Annotated in this window: 23 protein-coding genes and 1 riboswitch; of the genes, 9 read left to right on the top strand and 14 right to left on the bottom strand. The window is 71.5% G+C overall.

From position 1 onward, the window contains the following. Positions 1-243 precede the first annotated feature (243 nt). Genes glyS through J3P31_RS03220 form a run of 3 tightly spaced genes read right to left on the bottom strand, consistent with a single transcriptional unit; the run spans position 244 to position 3,995 of the window. The gene (gene glyS, locus J3P31_RS03210; RefSeq protein WP_210526966.1) at positions 244-2,535 is read right to left on the bottom strand and encodes a glycine--tRNA ligase subunit beta; all 2,292 of its coding nucleotides are present in this window, start codon (positions 2,533-2,535) and stop codon (positions 244-246) included. Further along, positions 2,536-3,066: a DUF6446 family protein gene (locus J3P31_RS03215; RefSeq protein WP_210526967.1), complete on the bottom strand. Its 531-nt coding sequence runs from the start codon at positions 3,064-3,066 to the stop codon at positions 2,536-2,538. Next, positions 3,063-3,995 (bottom strand): glycine--tRNA ligase subunit alpha, encoded by a 933-nt coding sequence (locus J3P31_RS03220; protein WP_210526968.1) that lies wholly within the window; start codon positions 3,993-3,995, stop codon positions 3,063-3,065. Before J3P31_RS03220 ends, J3P31_RS03215 begins: the two co-directional genes overlap by 4 nt. Positions 3,996-4,156: 161 nt before the next feature. Between J3P31_RS03220 and J3P31_RS03225 the strand changes: the two genes are divergently transcribed. Continuing rightward, a complete protein-coding gene (locus tag J3P31_RS03225; RefSeq protein WP_246849250.1) occupies positions 4,157-5,890 on the top strand; it encodes a serine protease in 1,734 nt (577 codons plus the stop codon). 45 nt (positions 5,891-5,935) lie between these two features. Here the strand turns inward: J3P31_RS03225 and folE2 are convergent, their stop codons facing one another. Both folE2 and metZ read right to left on the bottom strand, forming a co-directional pair. Then, positions 5,936-7,039, bottom strand: coding sequence for a GTP cyclohydrolase FolE2 (gene folE2, locus J3P31_RS03230; protein WP_210526969.1), 1,104 nt, complete (start codon positions 7,037-7,039; stop codon positions 5,936-5,938). A gap of 70 nt (positions 7,040-7,109) precedes the next feature. After that, on the bottom strand, positions 7,110-8,318 hold the full coding sequence (gene metZ, locus J3P31_RS03235) for an O-succinylhomoserine sulfhydrylase (protein ID WP_246849251.1): 1,209 nt from the start codon (positions 8,316-8,318) through the stop codon (positions 7,110-7,112). Positions 8,319-8,351: 33 nt separating this feature from the next. Beyond that, a riboswitch (SAM riboswitch) is annotated at positions 8,352-8,428 on the bottom strand. A gap of 87 nt (positions 8,429-8,515) precedes the next feature. Between metZ and J3P31_RS03240 the strand changes: the two genes are divergently transcribed. Further along, positions 8,516-9,220, top strand: coding sequence for a glutathione S-transferase N-terminal domain-containing protein (locus J3P31_RS03240; RefSeq protein WP_210526971.1), 705 nt, complete (start codon positions 8,516-8,518; stop codon positions 9,218-9,220). Here the strand turns inward: J3P31_RS03240 and J3P31_RS03245 are convergent. Next, entirely contained in the window at positions 9,217-9,831 is a 615-nt protein-coding gene (locus tag J3P31_RS03245; RefSeq protein ID WP_210526972.1) for an inner membrane-spanning protein YciB, read from the bottom strand. The genes J3P31_RS03240 and J3P31_RS03245 overlap by 4 nt on opposite strands. 107 nt (positions 9,832-9,938) lie before the next feature. Here J3P31_RS03245 and J3P31_RS03250 point away from each other — a divergent pair, with 107 nt between their 5' ends. Continuing rightward, positions 9,939-10,421, top strand: a complete 483-nt coding sequence (locus J3P31_RS03250; protein WP_210526973.1) for an MgtC/SapB family protein — start codon at positions 9,939-9,941, stop codon at positions 10,419-10,421. Here the strand turns inward: J3P31_RS03250 and ftsY are convergent. After that, complete coding sequence (gene ftsY / locus J3P31_RS03255) at positions 10,418-11,506, bottom strand: signal recognition particle-docking protein FtsY (RefSeq protein ID WP_210526974.1); 1,089 nt, start codon at positions 11,504-11,506, stop codon at positions 10,418-10,420. The two genes, J3P31_RS03250 and ftsY, sit on opposite strands and share 4 nt — an antisense overlap. 154 nt (positions 11,507-11,660) lie before the next feature. Between ftsY and J3P31_RS03260 the strand changes: the two genes are divergently transcribed. After that, positions 11,661-12,062 carry a hypothetical protein gene (locus J3P31_RS03260; protein ID WP_210526975.1) on the top strand — a complete coding sequence of 134 codons (402 nt, stop codon included), beginning with the start codon at positions 11,661-11,663 and terminating at the stop codon, positions 12,060-12,062. A gap of 82 nt (positions 12,063-12,144) precedes the next feature. On the opposite strand, the gene xseA is transcribed toward J3P31_RS03260, so the two are convergent. Next, complete coding sequence (xseA, locus tag J3P31_RS03265; RefSeq protein WP_210526976.1) at positions 12,145-13,767, bottom strand: exodeoxyribonuclease VII large subunit; 1,623 nt, start codon at positions 13,765-13,767, stop codon at positions 12,145-12,147. Between the two features lie 73 nt (positions 13,768-13,840). Here xseA and purD point away from each other — a divergent pair, with 73 nt between their 5' ends. After that, positions 13,841-15,097: a phosphoribosylamine--glycine ligase gene (gene purD, locus J3P31_RS03270; protein ID WP_210526977.1), complete on the top strand. Its 1,257-nt coding sequence runs from the start codon at positions 13,841-13,843 to the stop codon at positions 15,095-15,097. Positions 15,098-15,200: 103 nt separating this feature from the next. On the opposite strand, the gene rpmB is transcribed toward purD, so the two are convergent. The 4 genes from rpmB to meaB form a co-directional block, all read right to left on the bottom strand. Next, positions 15,201-15,488 carry a 50S ribosomal protein L28 gene (gene rpmB, locus J3P31_RS03275; RefSeq protein ID WP_210526978.1) on the bottom strand — a complete coding sequence of 96 codons (288 nt, stop codon included), beginning with the start codon at positions 15,486-15,488 and terminating at the stop codon, positions 15,201-15,203. Positions 15,489-15,598: 110 nt separating this feature from the next. Beyond that, positions 15,599-15,796 carry a ribosome modulation factor gene (locus J3P31_RS03280; protein ID WP_210526979.1) on the bottom strand — a complete coding sequence of 66 codons (198 nt, stop codon included), beginning with the start codon at positions 15,794-15,796 and terminating at the stop codon, positions 15,599-15,601. Positions 15,797-15,850: 54 nt separating this feature from the next. Continuing rightward, a complete protein-coding gene (locus tag J3P31_RS03285; RefSeq protein WP_210526980.1) occupies positions 15,851-16,645 on the bottom strand; it encodes an alpha/beta fold hydrolase in 795 nt (264 codons plus the stop codon). After that, positions 16,642-17,601: a methylmalonyl Co-A mutase-associated GTPase MeaB gene (meaB, locus tag J3P31_RS03290; RefSeq protein WP_210526981.1), complete on the bottom strand. Its 960-nt coding sequence runs from the start codon at positions 17,599-17,601 to the stop codon at positions 16,642-16,644. The genes J3P31_RS03285 and meaB overlap by 4 nt, the downstream gene beginning before the upstream one ends. A gap of 93 nt (positions 17,602-17,694) precedes the next feature. On the opposite strand from meaB, the gene hrpB reads away from it, so the two are divergent. After that, a complete protein-coding gene (gene hrpB / locus J3P31_RS03295) occupies positions 17,695-20,073 on the top strand; it encodes an ATP-dependent helicase HrpB (protein ID WP_210527261.1) in 2,379 nt (792 codons plus the stop codon). A 48-nt stretch (positions 20,074-20,121) separates the two neighbouring features. Here hrpB and gnd read toward each other — a convergent pair whose 3' ends face one another. Beyond that, positions 20,122-21,564 (bottom strand): NADP-dependent phosphogluconate dehydrogenase, encoded by a 1,443-nt coding sequence (gnd, locus tag J3P31_RS03300; protein WP_210526982.1) that lies wholly within the window; start codon positions 21,562-21,564, stop codon positions 20,122-20,124. A gap of 204 nt (positions 21,565-21,768) precedes the next feature. Between gnd and J3P31_RS03305 the strand changes: the two genes are divergently transcribed. From J3P31_RS03305 to J3P31_RS03315, 3 genes are all read left to right on the top strand, one after another. Beyond that, a complete protein-coding gene (locus J3P31_RS03305) occupies positions 21,769-22,236 on the top strand; it encodes an NUDIX hydrolase (RefSeq protein ID WP_210526983.1) in 468 nt (155 codons plus the stop codon). Positions 22,237-22,302: 66 nt separating this feature from the next. After that, positions 22,303-22,983 (top strand): exopolysaccharide biosynthesis protein, encoded by a 681-nt coding sequence (locus tag J3P31_RS03310; RefSeq protein ID WP_246849252.1) that lies wholly within the window; start codon positions 22,303-22,305, stop codon positions 22,981-22,983. A gap of 55 nt (positions 22,984-23,038) precedes the next feature. Then, entirely contained in the window at positions 23,039-24,862 is a 1,824-nt protein-coding gene (locus J3P31_RS03315; protein ID WP_210526984.1) for a monovalent cation:proton antiporter-2 (CPA2) family protein, read from the top strand. Positions 24,863-24,865: 3 nt separating this feature from the next. Here the strand turns inward: J3P31_RS03315 and J3P31_RS03320 are convergent, their stop codons facing one another. Continuing rightward, positions 24,866-25,354, bottom strand: a complete 489-nt coding sequence (locus tag J3P31_RS03320) for a DUF1993 domain-containing protein (RefSeq protein ID WP_210526985.1) — start codon at positions 25,352-25,354, stop codon at positions 24,866-24,868. Between the last annotated feature and the right edge of the window lie 8 nt (positions 25,355-25,362).

The following is a 25,362-nucleotide window of genomic DNA, read 5'->3' on the forward strand; positions in this document are numbered from 1 at the left end:
ATAGTGCGCGGTGGCGGGTTCGGAAAGGGTCGGCCCCTCAGACCTTTGGATAGATCGGTCGAGCAAGTCGGACAGGAGATCGCGGGGATAGGACATGACGCCGTTGTCCCACAGGATGATTAAGGCGCCGTTAGGGCATCGGGCGTTGCGGGCCGGCGCCGGGAACTTTCCCGCCGATGCGGCACCCTGCCCGCGACAGGCCCCAGGCCGGGCGGGGACATCCCGCACGGCCTGGGGTTCTGCCTAGCCTTCGACGCGGGTCAGGTCCGCGACCTCCAGGCAAAGCCGACGGATGCGGCTCAGCAAGTTGAGGCGGTTGCGGCGGATGACCTGGTTGTCGGTGTTGATCTGCGCGACCGTGAAGAAGGCGTCGATGGGCGCGCGCAGGGCCGCGAGCGCCGACATGGCCCCCTGGAAGTCCTCGGCCGCCATGGCGGGCCGGATGCGCGCCTCGGCGGCGTCGAGCGCGGCGAAGAGCGCCCGCTCCTCGTCGTACTCGGACCATTTCGGGTCCGCGCCGAAGGAGTATTCCACGCCGTCCTTGGCCTCGGCCTGCGCCAGCAGGTTCGCCGCCCGCTTGAAGCCCTGAAGCAGGTTCTCCCCGTCCTCGGTCTTGAGGAACGCCGCCAGCGCCTCGGCCCGCCGCACGAGCAGCACGAGGTCGTCGTTCCCCGGCATGGCGAGGCAGGCGTCGATCACGTCATGCCGGATGCCCTGATCGCGGAGGTGCACCTTCAGGCGGTCGTGGAAGAATTCCAAGACACTCGCCGTGAAGTCGCCCGTCCTAGCAAACTCCCCATAAATTGGATCATGGGAGGCCATGGACGCTGGATCCGTGAGCAACGAAAGGTTCTTGCGCAGCCAGTCGACCACGAACTCGACACCTTGGAAGATGTCGCCTTTCTCGGCGTCGCCGCGGAAGAAGTCGGTCACGACCTCAGGCTGCCCCGGTTCATCAAACATTGGGGCGTGCCGCCGGAGCCGATAGCTCTTGGCCCATTCAACTGCATAAGTGTGATAGGCATCCTCGATCACGTCTTCGAGGCGCAGCCGCAGACCGTTGCCAAGGAGCAAGCGGATCACCCCCAGCGCGGCCCTTCTCAGCGCAAACGGGTCCTTACTCCCCGTGGGCTTCTCATCGATCGCCCAGAAGCCGGTCAGCGTGTCGATCTTGTCCGCGAGCGCCACGGCCACTGACACCGGCGCGGTCGGCACGGCGTCGTTGGGGCCGAGTGGCGAGTAATGCTCCTCGGCGGCCGCGGCGACCTCGGCGGGCAGCCCGGCCGCATCCGCATAGTAGCGGCCCATGAGGCCCTGAAGCTCGGGGAACTCGCCCACCATGGAGGACCGCAGGTCGAGCTTGGCGACCGTCGCGGCCTCTGCGGCGAGGTCCGGGTCCGCGCCGACATGGGGCGCGATCTCGCGGGCGAGCGCGGCGATGCGCTCGATCCGCTCCCACTGGCTCCCCAGCTTGTTATGGAAGGTGACGGACTTCAGCCTCTCCTTCCATTCCTCCATGCCAGAGGTGGCGACCCGCAGGTCGTTCTCCCAGAAGAAGCGGGCATCGGACAGGCGGGCGCGCAGCACCTTGGCGTTCCCGGCCAGGATCGTCGCGCCGTGGTCGGCGGTCTCGATATTGGCGACCGTCACGAAGCCCTCGATCCGGCCCGTTGCGGGGTTGCGGACCGAGAAGAACTTCTGGTGCTCCTTCATCGAAGTCTGCAGCACCTCGGGCGGCAGGCCCAGGAACTGCTCCTCGATGCGGCCCATCAGGGTCACGGGCCATTCGACAAGGCCCGCGACCTCGGTCAGCAGGCCCTCGTCCTCGACGATCTCCAACCCTTGCGCGAAGGCCAGCGTGGCGGCGTCGTGGCGGATGCGGTCGCGCCGCTCGTCGCTCCGCAGGACGACATGGGCGCGGGTCAGCTTCTGCTCGTAATCCTCGAAGGAGGTGACCGAGACCCCCTGTGGCGCATGGAAGCGATGGCCGCGCGTGGTGTTGGTGGCAACGAGACCGTCGATCTCGAAGGGCACGACCTCGGCGCCATCCTCCCGCACGAGGAGGCAGAGCACGCCCTGGAGCGGTCGCACCCAGCGGAGCGAGCCCGAGCCCCAGCGCATCGACTTGGGCCAGGGGAAGTCGCGGATCACCCGCTCCAGCACCTCGGCCACGATCGCGGCGGCGGCGCGGCCCGGCTTCTCGAGGACCGCGAAGTAGACCTCGGCCTTCTTGTCGGCCCGCTTCTCCAATCGGTCCAGCGTCAGGCCGGTGGCACGCAGAAAGCCCTGGATCGCCGCCTCGGGCGCGTCGGTGCGGGGCCCCTTGCGCTCCTCGCGGACGGCGCGGCTTTCCTCGGTCAGGCCCTCGACGGCCAGCGTCAGGCGGCGCGGCGTCGCGAAGGCCATCGCGTGGACGTAGGTCAACCCGGCCTCGACAAGGCCGTCGGTCATCAGCTTGCGGAGGTCCTCGGCGGCCTTGGGCTGCATCCGCGCGGGGATCTCCTCGGACAGGAGCTCGATCAGGAGGTCGGCCATCTACTCGGTTCTTTCGGGGACAGGGGGGCAGCCATCGGGCGGAGGCTCGCCGTTGAAGACGACCTCGCCGCAGGCGTTGATCTGGTTCCAGGCAAAGCCGCGGCCGTCAGGCAGGATGGCCACGATCCGGTCGATGCCGTAGCGCAGGTCCTTGATCGACAGGAAGGCGCGGGCCTGCCCGGCCTCGATCGCGTCGCCGATCTCCGGCGCGTCGAAGCAGTCGAACCAGCCGGGAGCGTTCAGCGGCTTGGGATCGTCGTAGGGCGTGTAGCGCTGCGCCAGCCTGTCCAGCGGCTCGGCCGTGGTGAAGCAGGACCGGAACCGGATGGGCGAGGAGTCGCTGTCGATGGCGCGCAGGTCGGCCACGGCGATGGGCTCGCCCTGGTCGGAGCCTTGGGGCACGAGGAGCACGGGGCCCGCCTCCTCGGCCGTCAGCTGGTCATAGAAGGCGTAGACCTGCAGGTAATACATGGCCACCCCGGTCACGAGGGCGGTGATGGCCAGCGCGATGATGAGGACGCGGCCGGTCACGCCGCCGCGCTTTCCGTGTGGCCCCCGGCCTCGGTCCGCACGAAGGCGTCGGCGCAAAGCTTGGCCAGCGCCCGGACCCGGCCGATATAGGCCTGCCGTTCGGTCACCGAGATCACGCCGCGCGCGTCGAGCAGGTTGAAGAGGTGGCTGGCCTTGATGCACTGGTCATAGGCCGGGTGCGCCATGACGATGCGCTTGCCGGTCCTGGGGTCCAGGTCCTCGTTGTCGAGCAGACGCCGGCATTCCTTCTCCGCGTCCTCGAAATGGCGGAACAGGCGTTCGGTGTCCGCCGCGTCGAAGTTGTGGCGCGAATACTCTTCCTCGGTTTGCCGGAAGATGTCGCCATAGGTCAGCGGAATGGGCGAGGACGGGTCGTTGAACGGCATGTCCATGACATGCGCGACGCCCAGCACATACATGGCGAGGCGTTCGAGGCCGTAGGTCAGCTCCCCGGACACGGGGCGGCAGTCGTGACCCCCGACCTGCTGGAAGTAGGTGAACTGCGACACCTCCATGCCGTCGCACCAGACCTCCCAGCCCAGGCCCCAGGCGCCCAGCGTGGGGCTCTCCCAGTCGTCCTCGACGAAGCGGATGTCATGGAGCGACGTATCGATGCCGATGGCTTCGAGCGAGCCCAGATACAGCTCCTGCAGGTTGGGCGGGCTCGGTTTGATGAGGACCTGATACTGGTAGTAGTGCTGGAGGCGGTTCGGGTTCTCGCCGTACCGCCCGTCGGTCGGGCGGCGCGAGGGCTGGACATAGGCCGCGGCCCAAGGGCGCGAGCCCAGCGCCCGCAGCGTGGTCGCCGGGTGGAAGGTCCCCGCCCCCACCTCCATGTCGTAGGGTTGCAGGATCGCGCAGCCCCGGGCGCCCCAGTAGGCCTGGAGGCGGAGGATGATCTCCTGGAAGGAAAGCGGAAGCTCGGCCATGGGACACCCCTGCGACAAGTCGCCTTTCCTCTAGTCGCCGCCCCCCGGCGGGGCAAGGGGGCCACGGTCGCCGCCGCACGGCCCCGGGACACGCGTTTTTGTGCTGCGGCCCCCGTGCGGGCGGGGCAAATGTCGGCGGCGATCAGGACGGGAGTCGAAGCATGTTGAGACGGACGGTGGCGGCAGCCGCGCTCTGGGCGGCCATGGCGGGAACGCTCGCGGCGCAGGACGGCCAGGTCTGGATCCAGGTGGACACCCTTCCCACGCTCGGCCGCGCCCAGCTCTCGGCCGAGGGCTACTCCGAGCAGATCCCCGACGACGTGGCGGGCTACTACCTGGGCTCGGGCTGGTACGCCGTGGCCCTCGGCCCCTACTCGCCCGAGGAAGCCGCCGCCGTGCAGGAGAACCTGATCGCCGAGGGCGTGATCCCCACCGATTCCGTGATCTCGGACGGGTCGCAGTTCCAGCAGCAGTTCTGGCCCGCGGGCGTCGGGCAGGACGACGAGATCGCCGCCTCCAGCGCGAATGTCGATCCGGCGCTGCCGGCCGCGCCGCAGGCCGATCCCACCCTGCCCGACGAGACTCCGGCCGAGGCGCAGGCCAGCGAGGCCGCCCTGAGCCCGGGCGAGAAGCAGCAGCTCCAGGCCGCCCTGCAATGGGCGGGCGTCTACGAGGGTGGCATCGACGGCGCATTCGGGCGCGGCACCCGCACCGCCATGGCCACCTGGCAGAGCACGCACGGCCACGAGCCGACCGGCGTCCTGACCGCCCGCCAGCGGTCCGAGCTGCTGGGCGCGTTCAACGCCATCCTGGACGGCATGGGCCTCGAGGAGGTGCGCGACGACCGGACGGGCATCCAGATCACCCTGCCCATGGCGCTCCTGTCGCCGCCCGCCTACGAGCCGCCCTTCGCCCGCTTCGACCCGGCGCAGGAGGGCGGGCCGCAGGTCGTCCTGATCTCCCAGCCCGGCGACGAGGGACGGCTCGCCGGGCTTTACGAGATCATGCAAACCCTCGAGATCGTCCCCGAGCAGGGGGAGCGGCAGCGGACGGACACGGCCTTCGTCATCGACGGGCAGGATTCGCGCATCCATTCGACCACCTACGCCTGGCTGGTTGACGGGCAGATCAAGGGCTTCACCCTGGTCTGGCCCGCCGGCGACGAGGATCGGCGCGCCCGGCTCGTGGAGACCATGCGGGCGAGCTTCCGGCGCCTGCCCGGCGTCCTCGACCCCGCGACGGCCGCCCCGGGCGAGGATCAGGCCGTGGACCTCGTGTCCGGGCTCCAGGTCCGCCGCCCCGAGGCCACCGCGACCGGCTTCTTCGTGGACGCGCGCGGCACCGTCGTGACCACGGCCGATGCCGTGGCCGAATGCCGCGAGGTGACGATCGACGAAGCGACGCAGGCCCGCGTCGCCTATGCGGACCGCAGCCTCAACATCGCCGTGCTCCAGCCGGCCGCCGAGCTGGCCCCCCGCGCCGTCGCGTCCTTCATCGGCGGGGCGCCCCGGATCGGGTCCGAGGTGGCGGTCGCCGGCTATCCCTATGGCGGTGCCCTGGCGCGCCCGGCGATGACCTTCGGGACGCTGGCCGACGTGCGCGGGCTGAACGGCGAGGATTGGGTGCGCCGGCTCGACATCACAACGCAGGCCGGGGACGCGGGCGGCCCCGTGCTGTCCGACGAAGGCGCGGTGGTGGGGATGCTGCTGCCGCAGCCGACCTCCGGTCCGGTCCTGCCCGACAACGTGAGCTATGCCCTGGATGCCGAGGCGATCCAGAGCACGCTGGCGCAGGCCGGGGTCGCGCCGACGCTGGCCACGACGGCCGCCCCCGCCGGCCCGGAAAAGCTGACCCGCGACGCCGCGGGGCTGGCCGTCCTGGTGAGCTGCTGGTGACGAGGCGGGCCTGACCCCCCGTCGCCGGGGGTCGGGCCCAAACGTTCAGCCGGCGTGGATCAGCGACGCGAAGAGCCGCGGGTCCAGGCTTTCGGCCTTGAAGGTCTCGCCCTCGATCAGCAGGCTCACGGCGTCGTGGCTGTGCAGGCTTTCCTGATGGCTCGCGATCACGCGGAAGTCGCCGATGCGCTCATCGCGCAGGAACTCGGCCGCGAACAGCCGCGCGGCGTCCTCCACGAAGATCGGATGCGCGGCGTTCAGCTCGGCAAAGGCCTGCTCGTCCTCGCGCTTGACCATGACCTGCGTTTCCGTGGGCACGGCGCGGCGGGCCATCTCGATCAGGTCCTCGAACCACAGGCGCTGGTGGCCGGGGACCACCTCGACCGACAGGCGCGCGACCGAGCGTTGCGCATGCGGCACGGCCAGCTGCCCGCGCGTCTGGCGGGCGTGCTCGCTCAGCTCCAGCGAGCAGGGGCACGTGGAGGCGTACACATAATCGAGGTGGAAGATCTTCTTGCGCACGCCGCCCTGGTCCACCAGTTCCAGCGCGATGTCGTAATACTGGTAACCCCAGAGGCCGGACCGCAGCGACGGCACCTTGAGCGGAAAGCGGAAGCGCATCTGGATGCGCGCGTCGCACGATCCCAGGTCGGCCTTGTAGCTGTCCAGCGCCCGCTCCATCACGTCGAAGGAGAAGGTCTCCTCGGCGTACTGGTAGAAGCTGCGCATCAGCCGGGACATGTTGATGCCCTTCTTGGCGCCGTCCAGGCTCACCGTTCCGGTGACCGAGGTTTCGAGCAGGAGGTCCGCCCCGTCACGGACGCGGAAGCGGATCGGCAGCTTGAAGCCCGAGATTCCGACGTGCTGGATCGGCGCCTTGGCGCCCCGGATCAGCGATTCCGGGCCGTTCTGCAGGTCGGGCATCGTCGCGCGGTAGAGCGCGTCGGGCGCAAAGCCGTCCGGGTAGACGCGGGTGAGGTCGGGATAGTTCGACACCTCGCGCCCCGGCAGCAGGCGGGCCACGGCGGGGTCGAGGTCGACGACCTCCTCCGGCGTGGCATGGGCCGCCCAGCGGCGCAGGGTGGCCAAGGCATCGGCGGCCTCGGCGCGGGTCAGGTCACGATCCAGATCGAGCGAATGGACGTTCATCGGCGTTCCCCCTGCGTCACGCGGCCCCGTATATGGGAACCGCGTGACAATGCCGCAACGTTTAGCTGACTTACTCGGCCGCGTCGCGGGCGGAACGCGACGCTTGCGCCGCCTCCAGCGCCCCGAGCACGTCGGCGATCAGGTCGTCGGTGTCCTCGATCCCGCAGGACAGCCGGATCAGGCCCGGCGTGATCCCCAGAGCGGCCTTCTGCTCGGTGGGCAAGCGCTGGTGCGTGGTCGAGGCCGGGTGCGTCGCGATCGACTTGGCGTCGCCCAGGTTGTTGGAGATGACGATGATCTCCAGCGCGTTCAGGAAGGCAAAGGCCGCCTCGCGGGAGCCGACGTCGAAGCTCAGCACCGTCCCGCCCGAGCCGGTCTGCGCCATGGCGACGCCGTGCTGCGGGTGCGATTCCAGCCCCGGATAGATCACGCGGGTGAGCGCCGGATGCCCCTCCAGCGCCTGCGCCATAGCCAGCGCGGTGTCCGCCTGCGCCCGGACGCGCAGGTCCATCGTCTCAAGGCCCTTGAGCATGATCCAGGACGTGAAAGGCGACATCGCCCCGCCCGTGTGCTTCATGTAGGGCTCCAGCACCTTGCGGATGTACTGCTTGGTGCCCAGCACGATGCCGCCCAGCGCGCGCCCCTGCCCGTCCACGTGCTTGGTGGTCGAATAGACCACGACGTCGGCCCCCAGCTCGATGGCGCGGGAAAAGACCGGCGTCGCGAAGACGTTGTCGGCCACGACCACGGCGCCCACGGCGTGCGCGATCTCGGCCACGGCCTTGACGTCGATGACCTCCAGCGTCGGATTCGACACCGTCTCGAAGAACACGGCCTTGGTCCCCGGCCGCACCGCCGCCCGCCACTGGTCGAGGTCGAGGCCGTCCACGAAGGTGACCTCCACGCCGTAGCGGCTCAGCACCTCCTCGAGGATGTAAAGGCAGGACCCGAACAGCGCGCGCGACGACACCACGTGGTCGCCCGCCCGCAGCATCGAGGTCAGTGCCCCGGAAACCGCCGCCATGCCCGAGGCGGTGGCGAAGGCGTCCTCCGCCCCTTCCAGCGCGGCCATGCGGCTCTCGAACATGGAGGTCGTGGGGTTGCCGTAGCGGGCGTAGATGAACTCGTCCGGGCCGGCCTGGATGAAGCGGGCCTCGGCGTCCTCGGCGGTGTCGTAGACGAAGCCCTGGGTGAGGAAGATCGCCTCGCTCACCTCGTTGTACTGGCTGCGGCGGGTGCCGGAATGCACCGCCCGGGTGCGTTTCTTCCACTGGTCCATGAGCGGATCCCCCATTCCTGTTCGGCCCAAATGGGGGAGAAGTCCCCACTTTAGCGGATTGTTTAACGTGGCCCGCAATCAGGGTCGCCCAAATCGCCACGCGTGGCGGCTTACCCCCGCCGTGCCGCCAAGGCAACCCCTTGCCCCTGCGGCACGGCGCGCCATCCTGAGGACCCGACCACCCAGGGGAGACTCGGATGCCCGCGCCCATCGTGCTGCACTACTGGCCCACGCCCAACGGCCACAAGATCACCATCGCGCTCGAGGAGATGGGCCTCCCCTACGAGGTCCGGCTCGTGAACATCGGCACCGGCGAGCAGTTCCGCCCCGAGTTCCTGGCCATCGCCCCGAACAACCGCATGCCCGCCATCGAGGACCCCGAGGGGCCGGACGGCCAGCCCATCGCCATCTTCGAATCCGGCGCGATCCTGCAATACCTCGCCCGCAAGACCGGGATGTTCGCCGGCCGGACCGAACGGGAGCGCGTCGCCGTGGAGCAATGGCTCATGTGGCAGATGGGCGGCGTGGGCCCCATGGCGGGACAGGCCAACCACTTCCTGCGCTACGCACCGACCATGGAGCCGCCGCAGGTCCTGCCCTACGCGCAGGACCGCTACCGCAACGAGGTCGGGCGGCTCTACCGCGTGCTCGATGGCCAACTCGCCCAGCGCCGCTTTGCCGCCACCGACGAGTTCACCATCGCGGACATGGCGATCTACCCCTGGGCCGCCGGCTGGGAGAGGCAGGAGCAGACGCTCGACGACAAGCCGCACTTCGCCCGCTGGCTGGAGGACTGCGCGAGCCGCCCGGCCGTGGTCCGCGGCATGGCCGTCGCCGCCGAGGCGCGGTCCAGCGCGCCCATGACCAGGGAAGAGCAGGAGATCCTGTTCGGACGGCGCTAGGTCTTGCCGGTCTTGCCGGCGTCGTCGGTCATGTAGCGTTCCAGCGCGACGATCTGGAGCCACAGGAACACCACCAGCGCCGCCGGAAAGGCGAAGGTCTCGAGCGTGACCCAAAGCTCCGTGCTCTGGGTCCGCCAGACGATCTCGTTGGCCACGGCCAGGGCGGCGAACATGAGCGCGAGGCGGCGGGTCAGGATCAGCCAGCCCTCGTGGCGCATCGGCAGAAGCTCGCCCATGACCCATTCCAGCGTGCTGCGGCCCCAAAGAAGGCCCCCGCCCAGCAGCAGCGCGAAGATGCCGTAGACGATCGTCGTCTTCATCTTGAAGAAGCTCTCGTCGTTGAACCACGCCGTGAGCCCGCCGAAGACGATGACCATGAGGGCGGTGAAGACCTGCATGCGCGACAGCTTGCCGGTCATCCACCAGAGCACGCCCATCGCGGCCAGGAGCAGCGGCACGAGCACCAGGGTCGCGACGATGAAGCCCGAATATTCGGTCCCGCCGATCTCGTAGCTCCGGTCCTTGATCCGGAAGTAGACAAGGAAGAACAGGATGGTCGGCCCCAGCTCCAGGACCTGCTTGACGATGGGATTGACCGGTCTGGGGCTCATGACACTTCTGGAACAGTTTTATGACAGCCGCCTTATCTGACGGTCGGGGCACTCTGCCGTTCCTTGAGCGGTCGCACAAGCACCCGATCGGACAACAAGGGGTAACGATGCCGGAACTGATTCTCCACGAACTGCGCGACACGTTCCGCGGGGTGCCCTTCCCCGTCGCCCTGCTGCGGATCGTGTCGGCCGTGATCCTGGCCGGGCTGATCGGGGCCGAGCGGGAATGGCGGCGCAAGCCGGCCGGCCTCAGGACCCACATGCTCGTGTCGCTGGCCGCCTGCCTTTACGTGATTGTGGGGCGCGAGCTCGTGGCCTCGGACTTCGTCGGCCACCCCGACGGGCAGATGCGCGTGGACCCGATCCACCTGATCGAGGCGGTGACGGCGGGCGTGGCCTTCCTGGTGGCGGGGATCGTCATCACCACGGGCGGCCGGGTGATGAACGTCACGACCGGCGCGTCGCTCTGGCTCGCGGGGGCGATCGGGCTCGCCTGCGGCGCGGGCCAGATCCCGCTGGCCGCGCTGACGACGGCGGTGGTGCTCCTGGTGATGATGGGGCTCGCGTCGATCGTGCAGCGCGACGACTAGGCGTCGGCCCCGGTCAGCGCGCGGGCGAACTCCTCGGGGTCGAAGGGGGCGAGGTCGTCGATCTGCTCGCCCACGCCGATGGCGTGGATCGGCAGGCCGAACCTGTCGGCGAGCGCGACCAGCACGCCGCCCTTGGCCGTCCCGTCGAGCTTGGTCATCACGAGCCCGGTCACGTCGGCGATCTTCTGGAAGATCTCCACCTGGCTCAGCGCGTTCTGCCCCGTGGTGGCGTCCAGCACCAAGAGCGTGTTGTGCGGCGCGCTGGGGTCCTTCTTGCGGATCACGCGGACGATCTTGGCCAGCTCCTCCATCAGGTCCTGCCGGTTCTGGAGCCGCCCCGCCGTATCGATCAGCAGGAGGTCCGCCCCGTCCCGCGCCGCCCGCTCCATGGCGTCGAAGGCCAGCGAGGCCGGATCGGACCCCTGCGCCGCCGTCAGCACCGGGACGCCCGCGCGCCGGCCCCAGACTTGGAGCTGCTCCACCGCCGCCGCGCGGAAGGTGTCGCCCGCCGCGATCACCACCGTCTTGCCGGCGGCGCGGAACTGGCTCGCCAGCTTGCCGATGGTCGTGGTCTTGCCGGACCCGTTCACGCCCACGACCAGCACCACCTGCGGGGTCTTGGGATACAGCGGCATCGGCCGGGCCACGCCCTCCATGATGCGCGCGACCTCCTGGGCCAGGATCTCCTTGATCTCGGGCACCGACAGCCGCCGGCCCATCCGTCCTTCGGCGAGGTTCGCCGTCACCCGCAGCGCCGTGTCCACGCCCATGTCGGAGGCGACCAGCAGGTCCTCGATCTCCTCCAGCATGGCGTCGTCGAGGGTGCGGCGCGGCACATCGGCCTCCTCGCGGCCGAACAGGCGGCCGAAGAAGCCGGGCCGGGCCCCGGCGGGCTCGGAGGGGACGGGCGCCGCGGCGGGCGGAACGGGTGCGGCGGGCGCCGGGGTCGCAAGGGTTGGCGCGGGGTCGGGCGCGGCGTCGGCGGCGGGCGCGGGCGTTCCTTCGCCCACGATGTCGGACAGCCCCTCGTCCAGCCGGGAGGAGCTCTTGAACAGCCGGTCCTTGAGCTTGCCGAAAAAGGACATGGAACCCCCGAGCGTTGCGTCACCGTCACGTAATCCTTCGCGCCCGCCTTGCAAAGGCGCAGCGTGGGCCTCGCATCGGGCGGGGCGCCGCCGGTCGCGGGGCCGGACCCCCAAGGGGCTGGCGGGCCGCCGCCCGCTCTGGCAGGCTCGGCCCATGCGCGCGCTCCTTGTCCTTCTTGCCCTCGCCGGCCCCGCCCTCGCCCAGGAGCCCATCTCGGGCGAGGAGTTCGAGGATCTCGTGGAGGGCCGCACCCTCACCTACGGAGAACCCGGGCAGGAGCCCTACGGCATCGAGCACTACTTTCCGAACCGGCGCGTGACCTGGGCCTTCACCGACAGCCAGGACTGCATCGAGGGGACCTGGTACACCGAGGGGCCCGCCGACGCGCCCGCGATCTGCTTCGTCTACAACGACGACCTGGGTCCGCAGTGCTGGCACGTCTTCCGCGAAGGCGAGGGCCTGCGCGCCGAGTTCCTGGGCGACGGCGGGCCGAGCATCCTTTACCAGCTCGAGGAGCAGAAGGGCGGGCTGGTCTGCGGCGGGGTCGGGGTGTGAGGACGCCTGACGTCAGCGCCCCCAAGCCGTCGTCCGGCGCGCCGCCCGAGGTCCCGGGCTTCGCCTGCGCCCGTCCCGGCTCCTAGAGCAGGCTGCCCTGCTCGGGCGGGGGCTCGGCGGGGCGCTTGCGGGTCGTGGCGGCGGCGGGCTTGTTGGCCACCGTGTGCCGCCCGTCGGCGAACTGGATCTCCAGCGTGGTCGCGCGGGCGGCCGCCTCGACGCTGGTGACGACCTCCCCATCGGCGCGCACCACGGCAAAGCCGCGCTTGAGCGTCTCTTCATAGCCCAGGGTCTCGCGCAGCCGATCGAGCGCCAGCAGCCCGTCGCGCAGCCGCGCGATGCGGGCCAGCGGCAGCTCGGGCCGAAGCGCCTGCGCCACGCGGGCAAAGTCCTCGACGCTTTCGGCCAGGCCGCGCCGGGCCACCGGATCGAGCCGGGGCGCCACCCGGCCCAGCACGTCGCGCCGGAACCTGAGCCGCGCCTCCTGCGCCCGGTCGAGCCGCGCCGACAGCTCGCCCAGGTCGCGCCGCGAGTCGCGCGCCGTCCGCGCCAGCGCCGGGCCCATCGCCCGCGTCGCCTCCTCGAGCCGGCGCCGTTCGGATCGCAGCGTCCGCACCAGCATCCCGGTGCCAAGCCTCAGGTCGGCCAGTTGCACCCGCCGCCGTTCCGTGACGCTCCGCAGGGCGCGGGGCAGCTGCGCCCCCAGGTAGTCGAGCCGCTGCTGCGCCTGGCCGACGATCACGTCCCCGCGCGGCAACGCGCGCGCAAGGTCGCCCAGCCGCTGGCGCCGCTGGAAGACCCCCTGCCGCAGCGCCCGCCCGCCCCGCGCGGTCAGCACGGCCACCCGCTCCAGCAGCTCGGCCCGGACGGGGACCGCCATCTCGGCGGCGGCGGTGGGCGTGGGCGCGCGCAGGTCGGCGGCATAGTCGCAGAGCGTCGTGTCCGTCTCGTGCCCCACGGCCGAGATGACCGGGATGCGGCTCGCCGCGACGGCGCGGACCACGATCTCCTCGTTGAAGCCCCAAAGGTCCTCGATCGAGCCGCCGCCCCGCGCCACGATCACCACGTCGGGGCGCGGGATCGGGCCGTCCTCGGGCAGCGCGTTGAAGCCCTTGACCGCGCGGGCCACCTCGGGGGCGCAGTTGGCCCCCTGCACGGCGACCGGCCACACGATCACCCGGCGCGGAAAGCGGTCGCGCAGCCGGTGGAGGATGTCCCGGATCACCGCGCCCGAGGGCGAGGTCACGACGCCGATCACCTCGGGCAGGTAGGGGATGGGCTTCTTGCGCGCGGGGTCGAACAGCCCCTCGCCGCCCAGCGCCTTGCGCCGCGCCTCGAGCTGGGCCATCAGCGCGCCCGCCCCGGCGGGGGCGATGTCGTCCACCGTCATCTGGTACTTGGACTGCCCCGGGAAGGTGGTGAGCCGCCCCGTCGCCACGACCTCCATCCCCTCCTCGGGCCGGGCGGTCAGCCGCGACGCCTGCCCCTTCCAGACGATCGCGGCCAGCACCGACCGTTCGTCCTTGAGGTCGAAGTAGAGGTGCCCCGACGGCGGACGCGCCACGCGCCCGACCTCGCCCCGGACGCGGACGAAGGCGAACTCGCCCTCGACCATGCGCTTCACCGCCTGCGACAGCTCGGACACCGAGAACTCGGGCGTGTTGGAACGGCGCGGCGGGGCGTCGTCGTCGTCCAGAAGGTCCATCGTCGCGTCCTTGTGCGGTGCGGTCCGTCACCTTAGAACGCCTCGCGAACAAGGCCAACCGGGAGTCGTGCCCATGAACATCCTGATCCTCGGCTCCGGGGGCCGCGAACATGCCCTGGCCTGGGCCGTCAAGCAGAACCCGAAATGCGACCGGCTCATCGCCGCGCCGGGCAATCCCGGGCTCGCGCTGATCGCCGAATGCGCCGCGCTCGACATCCTGGACGGCGATGCGGTCGCGGATTTCTGCGGCGAGAACGCGATCGACCTCGTGATCGTCGGCCCCGAGGCGCCGCTGGCCGCCGGGGTCGCCGACCGCCTGCGCGCCGCCGGGGTCCTGGCCTTCGGGCCGTCGCAGGCGGCCGCGCAGCTCGAGGCCTCGAAGGCCTTCACCAAGGACGTCTGCGACGCCAGCGGCGCCCCCACCGCCGCCTGGGCCGCCTTCTCCGACCTGGCCCAGGCCCACGCCCATGTCGAGCGGGAGGGCGCGCCCATCGTCATCAAGGCCGACGGGCTGGCCGCCGGCAAGGGCGTCACCGTGGCGCAGTCGGTCGAGGAAGCCTTGGCCGCGCTCGACGCCGTCTTTGCCGGGGGCGAGGGGCAGGTCGTCATCGAGGAATGCCTGACCGGCGAGGAGGCGTCGTTCTTCATCCTCTGCGACGGCGAGACGATGCTTCCCCTCGGCACGGCGCAGGACCACAAGCGCGTGGGCGAGGGCGACACCGGCCCCAACACCGGCGGCATGGGCGCCTATTCCCCCGCCCCGGTGCTGAGCGAGGCCGTCCAGAAGCGTGCCCTGGACGAGATCGTGGGCCCCACCCTGCACGAGATGGCGCGGCGCGGCACCCCCTACCAGGGCGTCCTTTACGCCGGCCTGATGATCCGGGACGGCGCGCCCAAGCTCATCGAATACAACGTCCGCTTCGGCGACCCCGAATGCCAGGTGCTGATGATGCGCCTGGGCGGGCAGGTCCTGGACCTGATCCAGGCCTGCGCCGAAGGGCGGCTGCGCGAGGCGCGGGTCCACTGGGCCGACGACCATGCGCTGACCGTGGTGCTGGCCGCCAACGGCTATCCCGGCACGCCCGAAAAGGGCGGGATCATCGCCGGGCTCGATTCGGTGCCCGAAACCTCCGAAGCGATGGTCTTCCATGCGGGAACCGCCGCGGCGGACGGACGGATCGTCGCGAACGGCGGCCGCGTGCTGAACGTCACGGCGCGGGGCCGCACCCTGCGCGAGGCGCGCGACCGCGCCTATGCCATGGTGGACCGGATCGAGGCGCCCGGCCTGTTCTGCCGCCGCGACATCGGCTGGCGCGCCCTGGGCGGCTGAGGGGCGAAGGCCCCTCCCGCCCCGGCCGCGAACGCAAAAGCCCCACCAGCAACGCAAAAGCCCCGCCGAAGCGGGGCCCTGCATCATCCGGATCGCGACAGGCTCAGGCCGAGACGGCGAGCTTGGCGATTTCCTTCTTGATCTTCAGCGCGTCCGAGGACAGTTCCTCGTCCTTCGCCTTGGCGAGGAACGCGTCCAGGCCGCCGCGGTGGTCGACCGAACGGAGCGCGTGGTTCGAGATCCGCAGGCGGAACGAGCGGCCCAGCGACTCGGACTCGAGGGTGACCTCCTGCAGGTTGGGCAGGAAGCGGCGCTTGGTCTTGTTGTTCGCGTGGGACACGTTGTTGCCCACCATGGGGCCCTTCCCGGTCAGTTCGCACTTGCGCGACATGGCATTCGTCCTTTGGCATAGGGCCGCGGGACCGCGGCGCGTCACGAGATGCACCCCGCCCCGGGGCGCCAGAATTGGTCCGTGGGCCATAAGGCCTTCCACGACCGAGGTCAAGCGGCTCGACCCCCGTCCGGCCCGGCCTCGTCGTCGATGCCTTCGACGACCTTGACCTCCTCGGCCTCGTCCCATCCCTCGATCCAGCCCTGACGTTCGGGGCTGTCGGCCGGATAGGGGCAGTCCGCCCGGGGAACGCCGCGTTCGCAGGCCTCCCGGCCCTCTTCATGGGAATCGCCGCCCTCGCGCGCCATGGTCCCGCCCTCTCTGGCTGTGCCACGGGAATCCTAGCGCGGCGGGGCGGGGCGTCACGCGCCGTCCAGGTCGCCGGGCCGGACCGGCAGCGCCCCGGCCCGCTCGCGGGCCCGCGCCGCCAGGTCGGGATGCCGCCGCCCGGCCACCTCGGCCAGCCGCAGCCACCAGCCCCGCGATCCCGCCCGCGCCGCCCGGTGCGCCGCCCGGATGGCCGCGCCCGTGGCCCGCCGCGCGCCCGCCTCCTCCTGCACCGCGCACAGGCCCCCGGCTCCCCGGAGCGTCCGGATCGCCGGGTGCCCGCCAAAGGCCAGCCGCACGGGACGCAGCCGCGGGAACAGCGCCCGGATCGCCGCGGCATGGGCCCGATCCTCCGCCACGAAGGGGTCGAACACGAGAAGCCCCGCCAGATCCGGCATCGCCCGGGCGCGCAGGTCGCCCAGGGCCTCGTCCCAGCCGGTCAGGCCACCGCGGTAGCGGCCGTCCCAGTCCGCCAGCGGCGAGACCTGCGGCGACACCACCACGGCCTGCGCCAGCCCCAGCGCCCGGGCCAGCCGCAGCGCCCCGTAGCCGCCCATCGAAAAGCCCAGCGCCTGCGCCCGGCCCGCCGCCACGCGCGCCAGCGCCGCCTCGAGCGCGGGCGTCTCGGCGTTCACGTACCAGTCGTTGGCCCGCGTCTTGATGGCGAGTTGCGAATAGCCCTGTCGGGCAAAGTTCGTCGAATGGCTGTCGGGCGAGAAGCCGTCCCGCCCGTCGCGGCGGTAGTCGAAGGTCACGACCATGCGGTCCGACCGCCCCCGGTACAGCACCGCGCGCAGGTGCTCTCCGTCGAACACCGTTTCGGGCGTCACGAGGCCAGCGCCCGCCGGGCCGCCTCGGGCGGGGAAAGCCGCCCCGCCTCCACCTCCGCGCGAAGCTCCGAGGTCAGGCGCGCGTCGCCGTGCAGCCGGGCCAGCGCCTGGGCCAGGAACTCCTCCTCGAACCAGCGCAGCCGCTGGTCCCGCCGCACGCGCGCAAGGTGCCCGGTGTCGCGCCGCCAGGCCCAAAGCCGCGCGATCGCGTCCCAGGCCTCGGGCAGGCCGGCCCCGGTCAGGGCCGACACGGTCAGGACGCAGGGGAACCCCTCGGGGTCCTGCGGCCGGGGCCGCATCAGGCGAAGCGCCGCCGCGTAGTCCCCCTGCGTCACCGTGGCCGCCGCCGCGTCCCGGTCGGCCTTGTTCACGAGGATCAGATCCGCGGCTTCCATGACCCCCCGCTTGACGCCCTGGAGGTCGTCGCCCCCGTGCGGGGCCAGCACCAGGGCAAAGATGTCGGTCATGTCCGCCACCAGCGTCTCGGACTGGCCGACGCCGACCGTTTCCACGATCACCACGTCGAACCCCGCCGCCTCGCAGAGCGCCACCGCCTCGCGCGTGCGGCGCGCCACCCCGCCCAGCTGCCCCCCGGCGGGCGATGGCCGGATAAAGGCCAGCGGCTCGCGCGAAAGCTGCTCCATCCGGGTCCGGTCGCCCAGGATGGACCCGCCCGACCGGGCCGAGGACGGGTCCACGGCCAGCACCGCGACCCGCGTCCCCTCCCCCACGAGCCGCATCCCGATCGCCTCGATCAGCGTGGACTTGCCGGCCCCCGGCGTTCCCGACAGCCCAAGCCGCAACGCCCCTTCGGTCGCCGGAAGGGCGGCCAGCAGGGCTTCGGCGCGCGGGCGGTGATCCTCGCGGGCGCTCTCGACCAGGGTGATGGCGCGGGCCAGCGCCCGGCGGTCGCCCGAGGCGACGCCGCGGGCCAGGGTCAGGGGGTCGGGATCCATGCCCGACATAGACACCGGGCCCGGCTCTCCTGTCCAGCGATGGCGCGCGCCTCTGCCCTACACTTCGCCGCCCCGATCCCGCATATGCGCCGCATGTCCGAGCCGCTGCCCATCGACGCCGTCCTGCCCGACCTCCTCGCCGCGCTGGCCCGCGGCGGGCAGGCCGTGCTGCAGGCGCCCCCCGGCGCGGGCAAGACGACGCGGGTGCCGCTTGCCCTCCTCGCCGCAGGCACCCCGGGCCGCATCGTCATGCTGGAGCCGCGCCGCCTCGCCGCCCGCGCGGCTGCCGAACGCATGGCGCAGACGCTGGGCGAGCCCGTGGGCCAGACCGTCGGCTACCGGATGCGGGGAGAATCCAAGGTCTCGCCCCAGACCCGGATCGAGGTGCTGACCGAGGGCATCCTGACCCGCATGATCCAGGCCGACCCCGACCTCCCGGGCGTCGGCGCGCTCCTGTTCGACGAGTTCCACGAACGCTCCCTCGCCGCCGATCTCGGGCTGGCGCTGGCGCTTGAATCCCGTGCGGCGCTGCGGCCCGACCTGCACCTGCTGGTGATGTCGGCGACGCTCGACGCGCAGCCGGTGGCCGACCTGATGGGCGCGCCGGTCGTCACCGCCGAAGGGCGCGCCTATCCCGTGGACCTGCGCTGGCTCCCCCGCCCCCTGGGCGACATGCGGATCGAGACCGCGACCGCCGCCGCCATCCGCGAGGCGCTGGAGGAGACCGAGGGCGACATCCTCGCCTTCCTCCCCGGCGAGGGAGAGATCCGGCGCACCGAGGCGCTGCTGGCCAGCCTTTCCGACGTCGCCGTCCGCCCCCTCTACTCCGCCCTCCCACCCGAGGCGCAGCGCCTCGCCCTCGCCCCCGCCGCCGCCCGCAAGGTGGTGCTGGCCACCTCCATCGCGGAAACCTCGCTCACCATTCCCGGCGTCCGTGCGGTGGTGGACGCGGGGCGGGCGCGGCGGTCGCGCTTCGACCCGGGCTCGGGCATGTCGGCGCTGGTGACGGAGCGCGTGACCCGAGCCGAGGCCACGCAGCGCGCCGGCCGCGCCGGTCGCGTCGCCCCCGGCGTAACTTACCGCCTCTGGACGCGCGGCGAGGAAGGCGGCCTGCAGCCCTTCCCCCCGCCCGAGATCCTGGCCGCCGACCTCGCGCCCCTCGCGCTCGACCTCGCGCTCTGGGGCTCGGAGGACCTGCCCTTCCTGACCCGCCCGCCCGAAGGCGCGATGGCCGAGGCGCGGCGGCTGCTGACCGACCTCGGCGCCATGCAGGACGGCCGCGTCACGACGCACGGCCGGGAGATGGCCACCCTCGCCGTCCACCCCCGCCTCGCCCACATGCTGCTGCGGGCCGGAAAGGGCGCGGCCCTGCTCGCCGCGATCCTGTCCGAAGGCGAACGTCCGCCCCCCGGCACCTCCGACCTGTCCCCGCTGCTCGACGGCAAGCTCCGCCCCGAGTCGCGCGACCGCCTGAGGCGAGAGGCGAGCCGCCTGTCCCGTCTCGCGCCCGACCGGCCCGCGCTTGACCCCGGCGCCATGGCGGCGCTGGCCTATCCCGACCGCATCGCGCTGCGCCGTCCGGGCGACGCCCCGCGCTTCCTGCTGTCGGGCGGGCGCGGCGCGGTGGCCAGCCCCGGCGATCCCCTCGGCGCGCAGCGGCTCCTCGTGGTCACCGACCTCGATGGGGCGGGCGAGGAGGCGCGCATCCGCGCCGCCCTCCCCCTGTCCGAGGCCGATCTGCGCGCCGTCCTCGGCGACCGCCTCCGCACCACCGAGGAGGCCGTCTGGTCCCCACGCGACGGCCGCGTGCAGGCCCGGCGGCAGGAACGGCTCGGCGCGCTCGTCCTGTCCGACCGCCTATGGGAGAATGCCCCGCCCGAGGCCGTTGCGACGGCCATGCTCGACGGCGTGCGGAGCCTCGGCCTGCGCCTGTCCGGGGCCGCCGAACGCTTCCGCGCCCGCATCGCCCTGGCCCGGTCGGCGGGCGGCGACCTGCCCGACCTGTCCGACGCCGCCCTTCTCGACACGCTCGGGGACTGGCTCCTCCCCTGGCTCGACGGGGTGCGCACGGAGGGCGAGTGGCGGAAGCTCGACCTCCTCCCCGCCCTTCGCGCGATGCTCTCGCACGCGCAGATGCAGGAGGTGGACCGCCTGCTGCCCGCCCATTTCACCACGCCGCTCGGCCGTCAGATCCCCATCGACTACGCCCAGGACGGCCCCGAGATCGCCGTCCGCCTGCAGGAGATGCTGGGCGTCACCGCGCATCCCATGGCCGCCGGCAAGCCGATCCGCATCACGCTCCTGTCCCCCGGCCAGAAGCCCATCGCCGTCGTCTCCGACCTTCCGGGCTTCTGGCGCGGCAGCTACCCCGAGGTCCGCAAGGAGATGCGCGGCCGCTACCCCCGCCACCCCTGGCCCGAAAGCCCCTGGGAGGCGGAGCCCACGCTCCGCGCCAAGCCCCGCGGCACCTGAATGGCGCGCGAGGACGGCCGCCCGGTCGCACGACCGGGCGCCAAGGCGTCACTTCAGCTTGGGATCGGGGTCCGCCACCTTGTCCACCACCGTGTCGGCCCAGGGCCCGTGCTGGTGGACCGCCCCGGTGTCGAGCCGCACGAAGCCGTGCCGCCCGAAGTAGTCGCGCTGCCCCTGGATCAGGTCCGTCGTGCCCCGGGCCTGCGCGAACGTATCGGCAAAGGCCAGCGCCGCCGACAGCGCGGGAACCGGATGCCCGCCCAGCACCGCCGCCGCCACCACCCGCCGCAGCGCCGGCAAGGAGGCGCGCAGGTCCGCCGCGAAGGCGGGCGCGAGGATGAGCTGCCCCTGCGGCATCTCCCCCCGGAAGCCCGCCGCGATGTCGCCCAGCAGCGCCGAGCGGATGATGCACCCCGCCCGCCACGTCTCGGCCACCCGCGCCTGATCGAGGCCCCAGCCATAGGTCTCCGAGGCCGCCGTCAGGATGCGGAAGCCCTGCGCATAGGCCACGATCCGGCCCGCGAGCAGCGCGCCCTCCAGCTCGGACTCGGACAGCTCCACCGGCTTGCGCCCGGTGCCGAGGATGCCCTCCCCGATCTCCCGCGTCGCCTTTTCCGCCGACCAGCCGCGCGCGCCGACCGCCGCCTCGATGGCCGAGGCGCTCTGGCCCAGCGCCAGCGCCTCCACGACGGTCCAGCGGCCCGTGCCCTTCTGCCCCGCCTGATCGAGGATCACGTCCACCACCGGCAGCCCGGTCGCGGTGTCCACCGCCGACAGCACGGCGGCGGTGATCTCCACGAGGTAGCTTTTCAGCCGCCCCCCATCCCACTGCCCGAAGATCGCGCCGATCTCGGCCGGAGCCTTGCCCTGGCCGTGGCGCAGCAGGCCATAGACCTCGGCGATCAGCTGCATGTCGGCGTATTCGATGCCGTTGTGCACCGTCTTGACGAAGTGCCCGGCCCCGTCCGGCCCCATCAGCGCGGCGCAGGGCTGGCCCTCGTAGGTCGCCGCGATGGCCTCGAACACCGGCTGGAGGTGCCCCCAGGCCTCGGGGCGCCCGCCCGCCATGATCGCGGGCCCGTGGCGCGCGCCCTCCTCGCCGCCGGACACGCCGACGCCCAGGAAGATCAGGCCCCACCCCTCGAGGTCGGCGGCGCGGCGGCGCGTGTCGTGGAAATCGGCGTTGCCGCAGTCCACCACCGTGTCGCCGGGCGACAGGTGCGGCAGCAGCGCCTCGATGGCCGCATCCACCGCCGGACCCGCGTCCACCATCAGGATGATCGCGCGCGGCGCGGGCATCGCGTCGGCCATGGCCGTCAGGCTCTCGTGCCCCGTGGCCTTGGCCGCCAGCGGCCCGGCGCCCTGCAGGAACGGCGGCACCTTGGCGGCCGTCCGGTTCGCCACATGCAGGGGGAACCCCTTCTCGAGGATGTTGAGCGCGAGCGCCGATCCCATCACGCCCAGGCCATAAAGCCCAAGGCTCGCCGTCATGTCCCGCATCCCATTCTCCCGTCTGCTCCGTCCCGCCTAAGTAGCGGCTTGCCCGCGCCTTGGGCAACCGCAGGATGGCCTGTGGCCCAGTCGACATAGGCTGTCGAAAAATTGTTCAAGCGAACGTAACATAGATCAGAGTAGCCATGCCCATATTCCTTATTGGTAAGGAACTACCTTCCCTGTACCGAGTTTGTTCCGCACATGACCTTGCAGCCCCTCAACATCTTTCCCACCTACCTGGCCCGCCGCTACACCGAGCCGCGCTTTGCGCAGCTGGCGGCGCTGTGCTGGCGGAAGGGAAAGAAGGGGCCCGAGATCCTGCTCGTGACCTCCTCGTCCGGGCGCTGGATCCTTCCGAAGGGCTGGCCGATCGAGGGCAAGAGCCACTCCCATGCGGCGATGACCGAAGCCTGGGAAGAGGCCGGGGTCACGCGCGGCAAGGCGTCGCGCAAGCCGGTGGGCCAGTACGTGGCCATCAAGCGCACCGCCGAAGGTGACGACGTGCCCTGCGTCCACCACGTTTATGCGATCAAGGTCCGCGAGGCCGTGGACGACTACCCCGAGGCGCATCGCCGCGACCGCGTCTGGGTCACGCCCGAGGATGCGATCCGCATGGTGGACGAGGATGGCCTCCGCGAGATCCTCCGGGACTTCCGCCGGATCGCCTGAAGCGAGCCGGGCTTGCGGCGCGCCGGCCCGCCGCCTTAAGTGGGCGGCAGGCCTTTGGGGGTGCAGATGCGTCAGGACGATCCCTTCTGGGACGAGGCCGAGGAAGCCCTCAGCTCGCCGCGACGCCGCCGGATGCGGCCCGGTCCCCCCCGCAAGAAGCTCGCCCAGATCCTCGAGGAGCTGGCCGCCGACACCTCCCGCACGCGCATCTCGCTGGCCGATCTGGTCCAGGCCATGCACGGGCGGGCCTTCGGAGCGCTGCTCCTCGTCTTCGCCTTCCCGAACGCCATCCCGGCCATTCCCGGCACCTCCAGCATCCTGGGCCTGCCGCTCCTGTTCCTGTCGGCGCAGATGATGCTGGGCAAGCAGGTCTGGCTGCCCAAGGTCATCTCGCTCCGCTCCATGTCGCGCGACGACTTCGCCAACCTCGTGGAGCGGGTGAATCCCTGGCTCGAATGGGCGGACGGCTTCACCGCGCCGCGCCTGTCCTTCCTGGGCGATCCGATGATCCAGCGTGTCATCGGCGCCTTCTGCCTGATCCTTTCGATCGTGCTGGTGATGCCGGTCCCGCTCGGCAACATGCTTCCGGGGATCGCGCTGTGCCTGATCGCGCTGGGCGTGCTGGAGCGGGACGGGCTCTGGGTCTGCGGCGGCTTCGTCGTGGGCCTCATCGCCCTGCTCATCGCCTGGGGCGTGATCTACGCCATCTTCCGGGCGACGTGGTTCCTGCTCGTCAACGCCTTTTGACGCGATCCACCCTGCCCGCTAGGCTCCGCGGGATGCCGTCCCCGAGGAGCCGCCCATGGCCGAACCGTCCTCCGGTCCCGACCTCGCCGCCGCCGTGACCCTGCTCGGGGCGGCCGTCGTGGCCGTCCCGCTCTTCCGCCGCTGGGGCCTGGGCTCCGTGCTGGGCTACCTGGCCGCCGGGCTGGCCATGGGTCCGTCCCTTCTCGGCGTCGTCGAGGACCCCGAGCAGATGCTGCACGTCGCCGAGCTGGGCGTCGTCCTGTTCCTGTTCATCATCGGCCTCGAGATGGAGCCGCGCCGCCTCTGGTCGATGCGCCGCGACATCTTCGGGCTCGGGCTCGCGCAGGTCGTCCTCTGCATGGCGCTGCTGAGCTGGGTGGGGGTCACCCTGGGCTACTCGCTTGCCACCTCGCTCATCGCGGGGACGGGCTTCGTGCTGACCTCGACCGCCATCGTCATGCAGATGCTGAACGAACGCGGCGACCTGTCGCGCGAAAAGGGCCAGCACATCGTCTCGATCCTCCTGCTCGAGGACCTGGCCATCGTCCCCCTGCTGGCGCTGGTGGCCTTCCTCGCCCCCGGCGGGTCCGAGCCCGTCACCGGGGCGGAGCGGGCGATGTCCGTGGCGGTGGGCCTTGGCGCCATCGCCGCGCTGATCCTGGCGGGGTGGTATCTCCTGAACCCGCTCTTCCGCTTCCTCGCCACCTTCGGCGGGCGCGAGGTGATGACGGCGGGGGCGCTCCTCGTGGTGCTGGGCTCCGCGCTCCTGCTGCAGGCGGGCGGGCTCTCGGCCGCGATGGGGGCCTTTTTGGCCGGGGTGCTCCTGTCCGAATCCACCTTCCGCCACCAGCTCGAAGCCGACATCGAGCCCTTCCGCGGACTTCTCCTCGGGCTCTTCTTCCTGGCCGTCGGCATGTCGCTCGACCTGTCGGTCGTGGTGGACGGCTGGTGGGTGATCCTCATCTCGGTCGTGGCCTTCACCGTGCTCAAGTCGCTGGGCATCTACGTCGTCGCCCGGCTCTTCGGCGCCTCGCACGCCGAGGCGCTGGAGCGGACCGTGCTCATGGCCCAGGGGGGCGAGTTCGCCTTCGTCCTTTACAGCTCGGCGCTGGCGGTCGGCCTTCTGGACCCGCGCGGCTCGGCCATGCTGACGGCCATCATCGTGATCTCCATGATCCTGACGCCGCTGTTCGTCACGATCCACGACCGCTGGCTGCGCCGGCCCGAAACGCGGGACGACAGCGGCGCCGAGGCGCCCGACGGCCTCAGCGCCCCGGTGCTCATCATCGGCTACGGCCGCTTCGGCCAGATCGCGAGCCAGGTGCTGCTCGCCCGTGGCTGGTCGGTGTCCATCATCGACACCGACACCGACATGATCCGGGTCGCGGGCTACATGGGCATGAAGGTCTATTTCGGCGACGGCGCGCGGCTCGACATCCTGCACGCGGCGGGCGCGCACGAAGCCCGCGCCGTCCTGATCTGCATCGACAAGCCCGCCGACGCGCTCCGCATCGCCGAGATCATGAAGGCCGAATACCCCCTGGTGCCGGTCTTCGCCCGCGCCTTCGACCGCGCCCACGCGCTGGCGCTGATCCGCGCCGGGGTGGATTTCCAGCTGCGCGAGACCTTCGAAAGCGCGCTGACCTTCGGCGGCCGCGTCCTCGACGACCTGGGCGAGTCGCCCGAGGAGGTCGAGCAGGTGCTGGAGGAGGTCCGCCGCCGCGACCAGGACCGCTTTGCCGCGCAGATCACCGGCGACCTCACGAGCGGGCGGGAGCTGCTGCTCTCGAACCTCCCCGACCACCTGAGGGACGCCGCCCGCGCCGCGGCCCCCGACGGGCTGGCCGGCAGCCTCCAGAGCGTGAGCCGCTCCTCCTGACGGTCAGCCGCCCAGGAAGTCGCGCTTGCCCAGCTCCACGCCGTTGTGGCGCAGGATGTTGTAGGCCGTGGTCATGTGGAAATAGAAGTTCGGCACCGCAAAGCTGCCCAGGTAGACCGGCGCGGGAAAGGTCAGCTCGCGCGGGCCTGCCTTGACGGTGATGGTCCGGGCCTCCGCGCCCTCGAAGGTGTGTTCGGGCACGGACTCGATGAACGCCAGCGTCCGGCCGATGCGCTCCCGCAGCTCGGGGAAGGTCGACTCGGTGTCCTCGAAGCGCGGCACCTCCTGCCCGGCCAGCCGTGCGGTTGCGCCCTTGGCGTGGTCGGTTGCGATCATGACCTGCCGCTTGAAGGGCAGCATGTCGGGGGCCAGCCGGTCGTTGACCAGCACGGAGGGGTCGATCTTCCGCGCCTCGCAATGCGCCTCGGCCTTGGCCAGGATGGCGTCGAGCGCCCGAAGCGAATGGGCAAAGGCGGGAACGGGGGATTGCATCGGCGACT

This window comes from Rubellimicrobium arenae (genome assembly GCF_017916275.1).
In the GTDB taxonomy this organism is placed as follows: domain Bacteria; phylum Pseudomonadota; class Alphaproteobacteria; order Rhodobacterales; family Rhodobacteraceae; genus Rubellimicrobium; species Rubellimicrobium arenae.

Bases quoted from the DNA above. Each gene is read 5' to 3' on its own strand.
- glyS (WP_210526966.1), bottom strand. From the start codon at position 2,535: ATGGCCGACCTCCTGATCGAGCTCCTGTCCGAGGAGATCCCCGCGCGG.
- J3P31_RS03220 (WP_210526968.1), bottom strand. From the start codon at position 3,995: ATGGCCGAGCTTCCGCTTTCCTTCCAGGAGATCATCCTCCGCCTCCAG.
- J3P31_RS03225 (WP_246849250.1), top strand. From the start codon at position 4,157: ATGTTGAGACGGACGGTGGCGGCAGCCGCGCTCTGGGCGGCCATGGCG.
- folE2 (WP_210526969.1), bottom strand. From the start codon at position 7,039: ATGAACGTCCATTCGCTCGATCTGGATCGTGACCTGACCCGCGCCGAG.
- metZ (WP_246849251.1), bottom strand. From the start codon at position 8,318: ATGGACCAGTGGAAGAAACGCACCCGGGCGGTGCATTCCGGCACCCGC.
- J3P31_RS03240 (WP_210526971.1), top strand. From the start codon at position 8,516: ATGCCCGCGCCCATCGTGCTGCACTACTGGCCCACGCCCAACGGCCAC.
- J3P31_RS03245 (WP_210526972.1), bottom strand. From the start codon at position 9,831: ATGAGCCCCAGACCGGTCAATCCCATCGTCAAGCAGGTCCTGGAGCTG.
- J3P31_RS03250 (WP_210526973.1), top strand. From the start codon at position 9,939: ATGCCGGAACTGATTCTCCACGAACTGCGCGACACGTTCCGCGGGGTG.
- ftsY (WP_210526974.1), bottom strand. From the start codon at position 11,506: ATGTCCTTTTTCGGCAAGCTCAAGGACCGGCTGTTCAAGAGCTCCTCC.
- J3P31_RS03260 (WP_210526975.1), top strand. From the start codon at position 11,661: ATGCGCGCGCTCCTTGTCCTTCTTGCCCTCGCCGGCCCCGCCCTCGCC.
- xseA (WP_210526976.1), bottom strand. From the start codon at position 13,767: ATGGACCTTCTGGACGACGACGACGCCCCGCCGCGCCGTTCCAACACG.
- purD (WP_210526977.1), top strand. From the start codon at position 13,841: ATGAACATCCTGATCCTCGGCTCCGGGGGCCGCGAACATGCCCTGGCC.
- rpmB (WP_210526978.1), bottom strand. From the start codon at position 15,488: ATGTCGCGCAAGTGCGAACTGACCGGGAAGGGCCCCATGGTGGGCAAC.
- J3P31_RS03280 (WP_210526979.1), bottom strand. From the start codon at position 15,796: ATGGCGCGCGAGGGCGGCGATTCCCATGAAGAGGGCCGGGAGGCCTGC.
- meaB (WP_210526981.1), bottom strand. From the start codon at position 17,601: ATGGATCCCGACCCCCTGACCCTGGCCCGCGGCGTCGCCTCGGGCGAC.
- hrpB (WP_210527261.1), top strand. From the start codon at position 17,695: ATGTCCGAGCCGCTGCCCATCGACGCCGTCCTGCCCGACCTCCTCGCC.
- gnd (WP_210526982.1), bottom strand. From the start codon at position 21,564: ATGACGGCGAGCCTTGGGCTTTATGGCCTGGGCGTGATGGGATCGGCG.
- J3P31_RS03305 (WP_210526983.1), top strand. From the start codon at position 21,769: ATGACCTTGCAGCCCCTCAACATCTTTCCCACCTACCTGGCCCGCCGC.
- J3P31_RS03310 (WP_246849252.1), top strand. From the start codon at position 22,303: ATGCGTCAGGACGATCCCTTCTGGGACGAGGCCGAGGAAGCCCTCAGC.
- J3P31_RS03315 (WP_210526984.1), top strand. From the start codon at position 23,039: ATGGCCGAACCGTCCTCCGGTCCCGACCTCGCCGCCGCCGTGACCCTG.
- J3P31_RS03320 (WP_210526985.1), bottom strand. From the start codon at position 25,354: ATGCAATCCCCCGTTCCCGCCTTTGCCCATTCGCTTCGGGCGCTCGAC.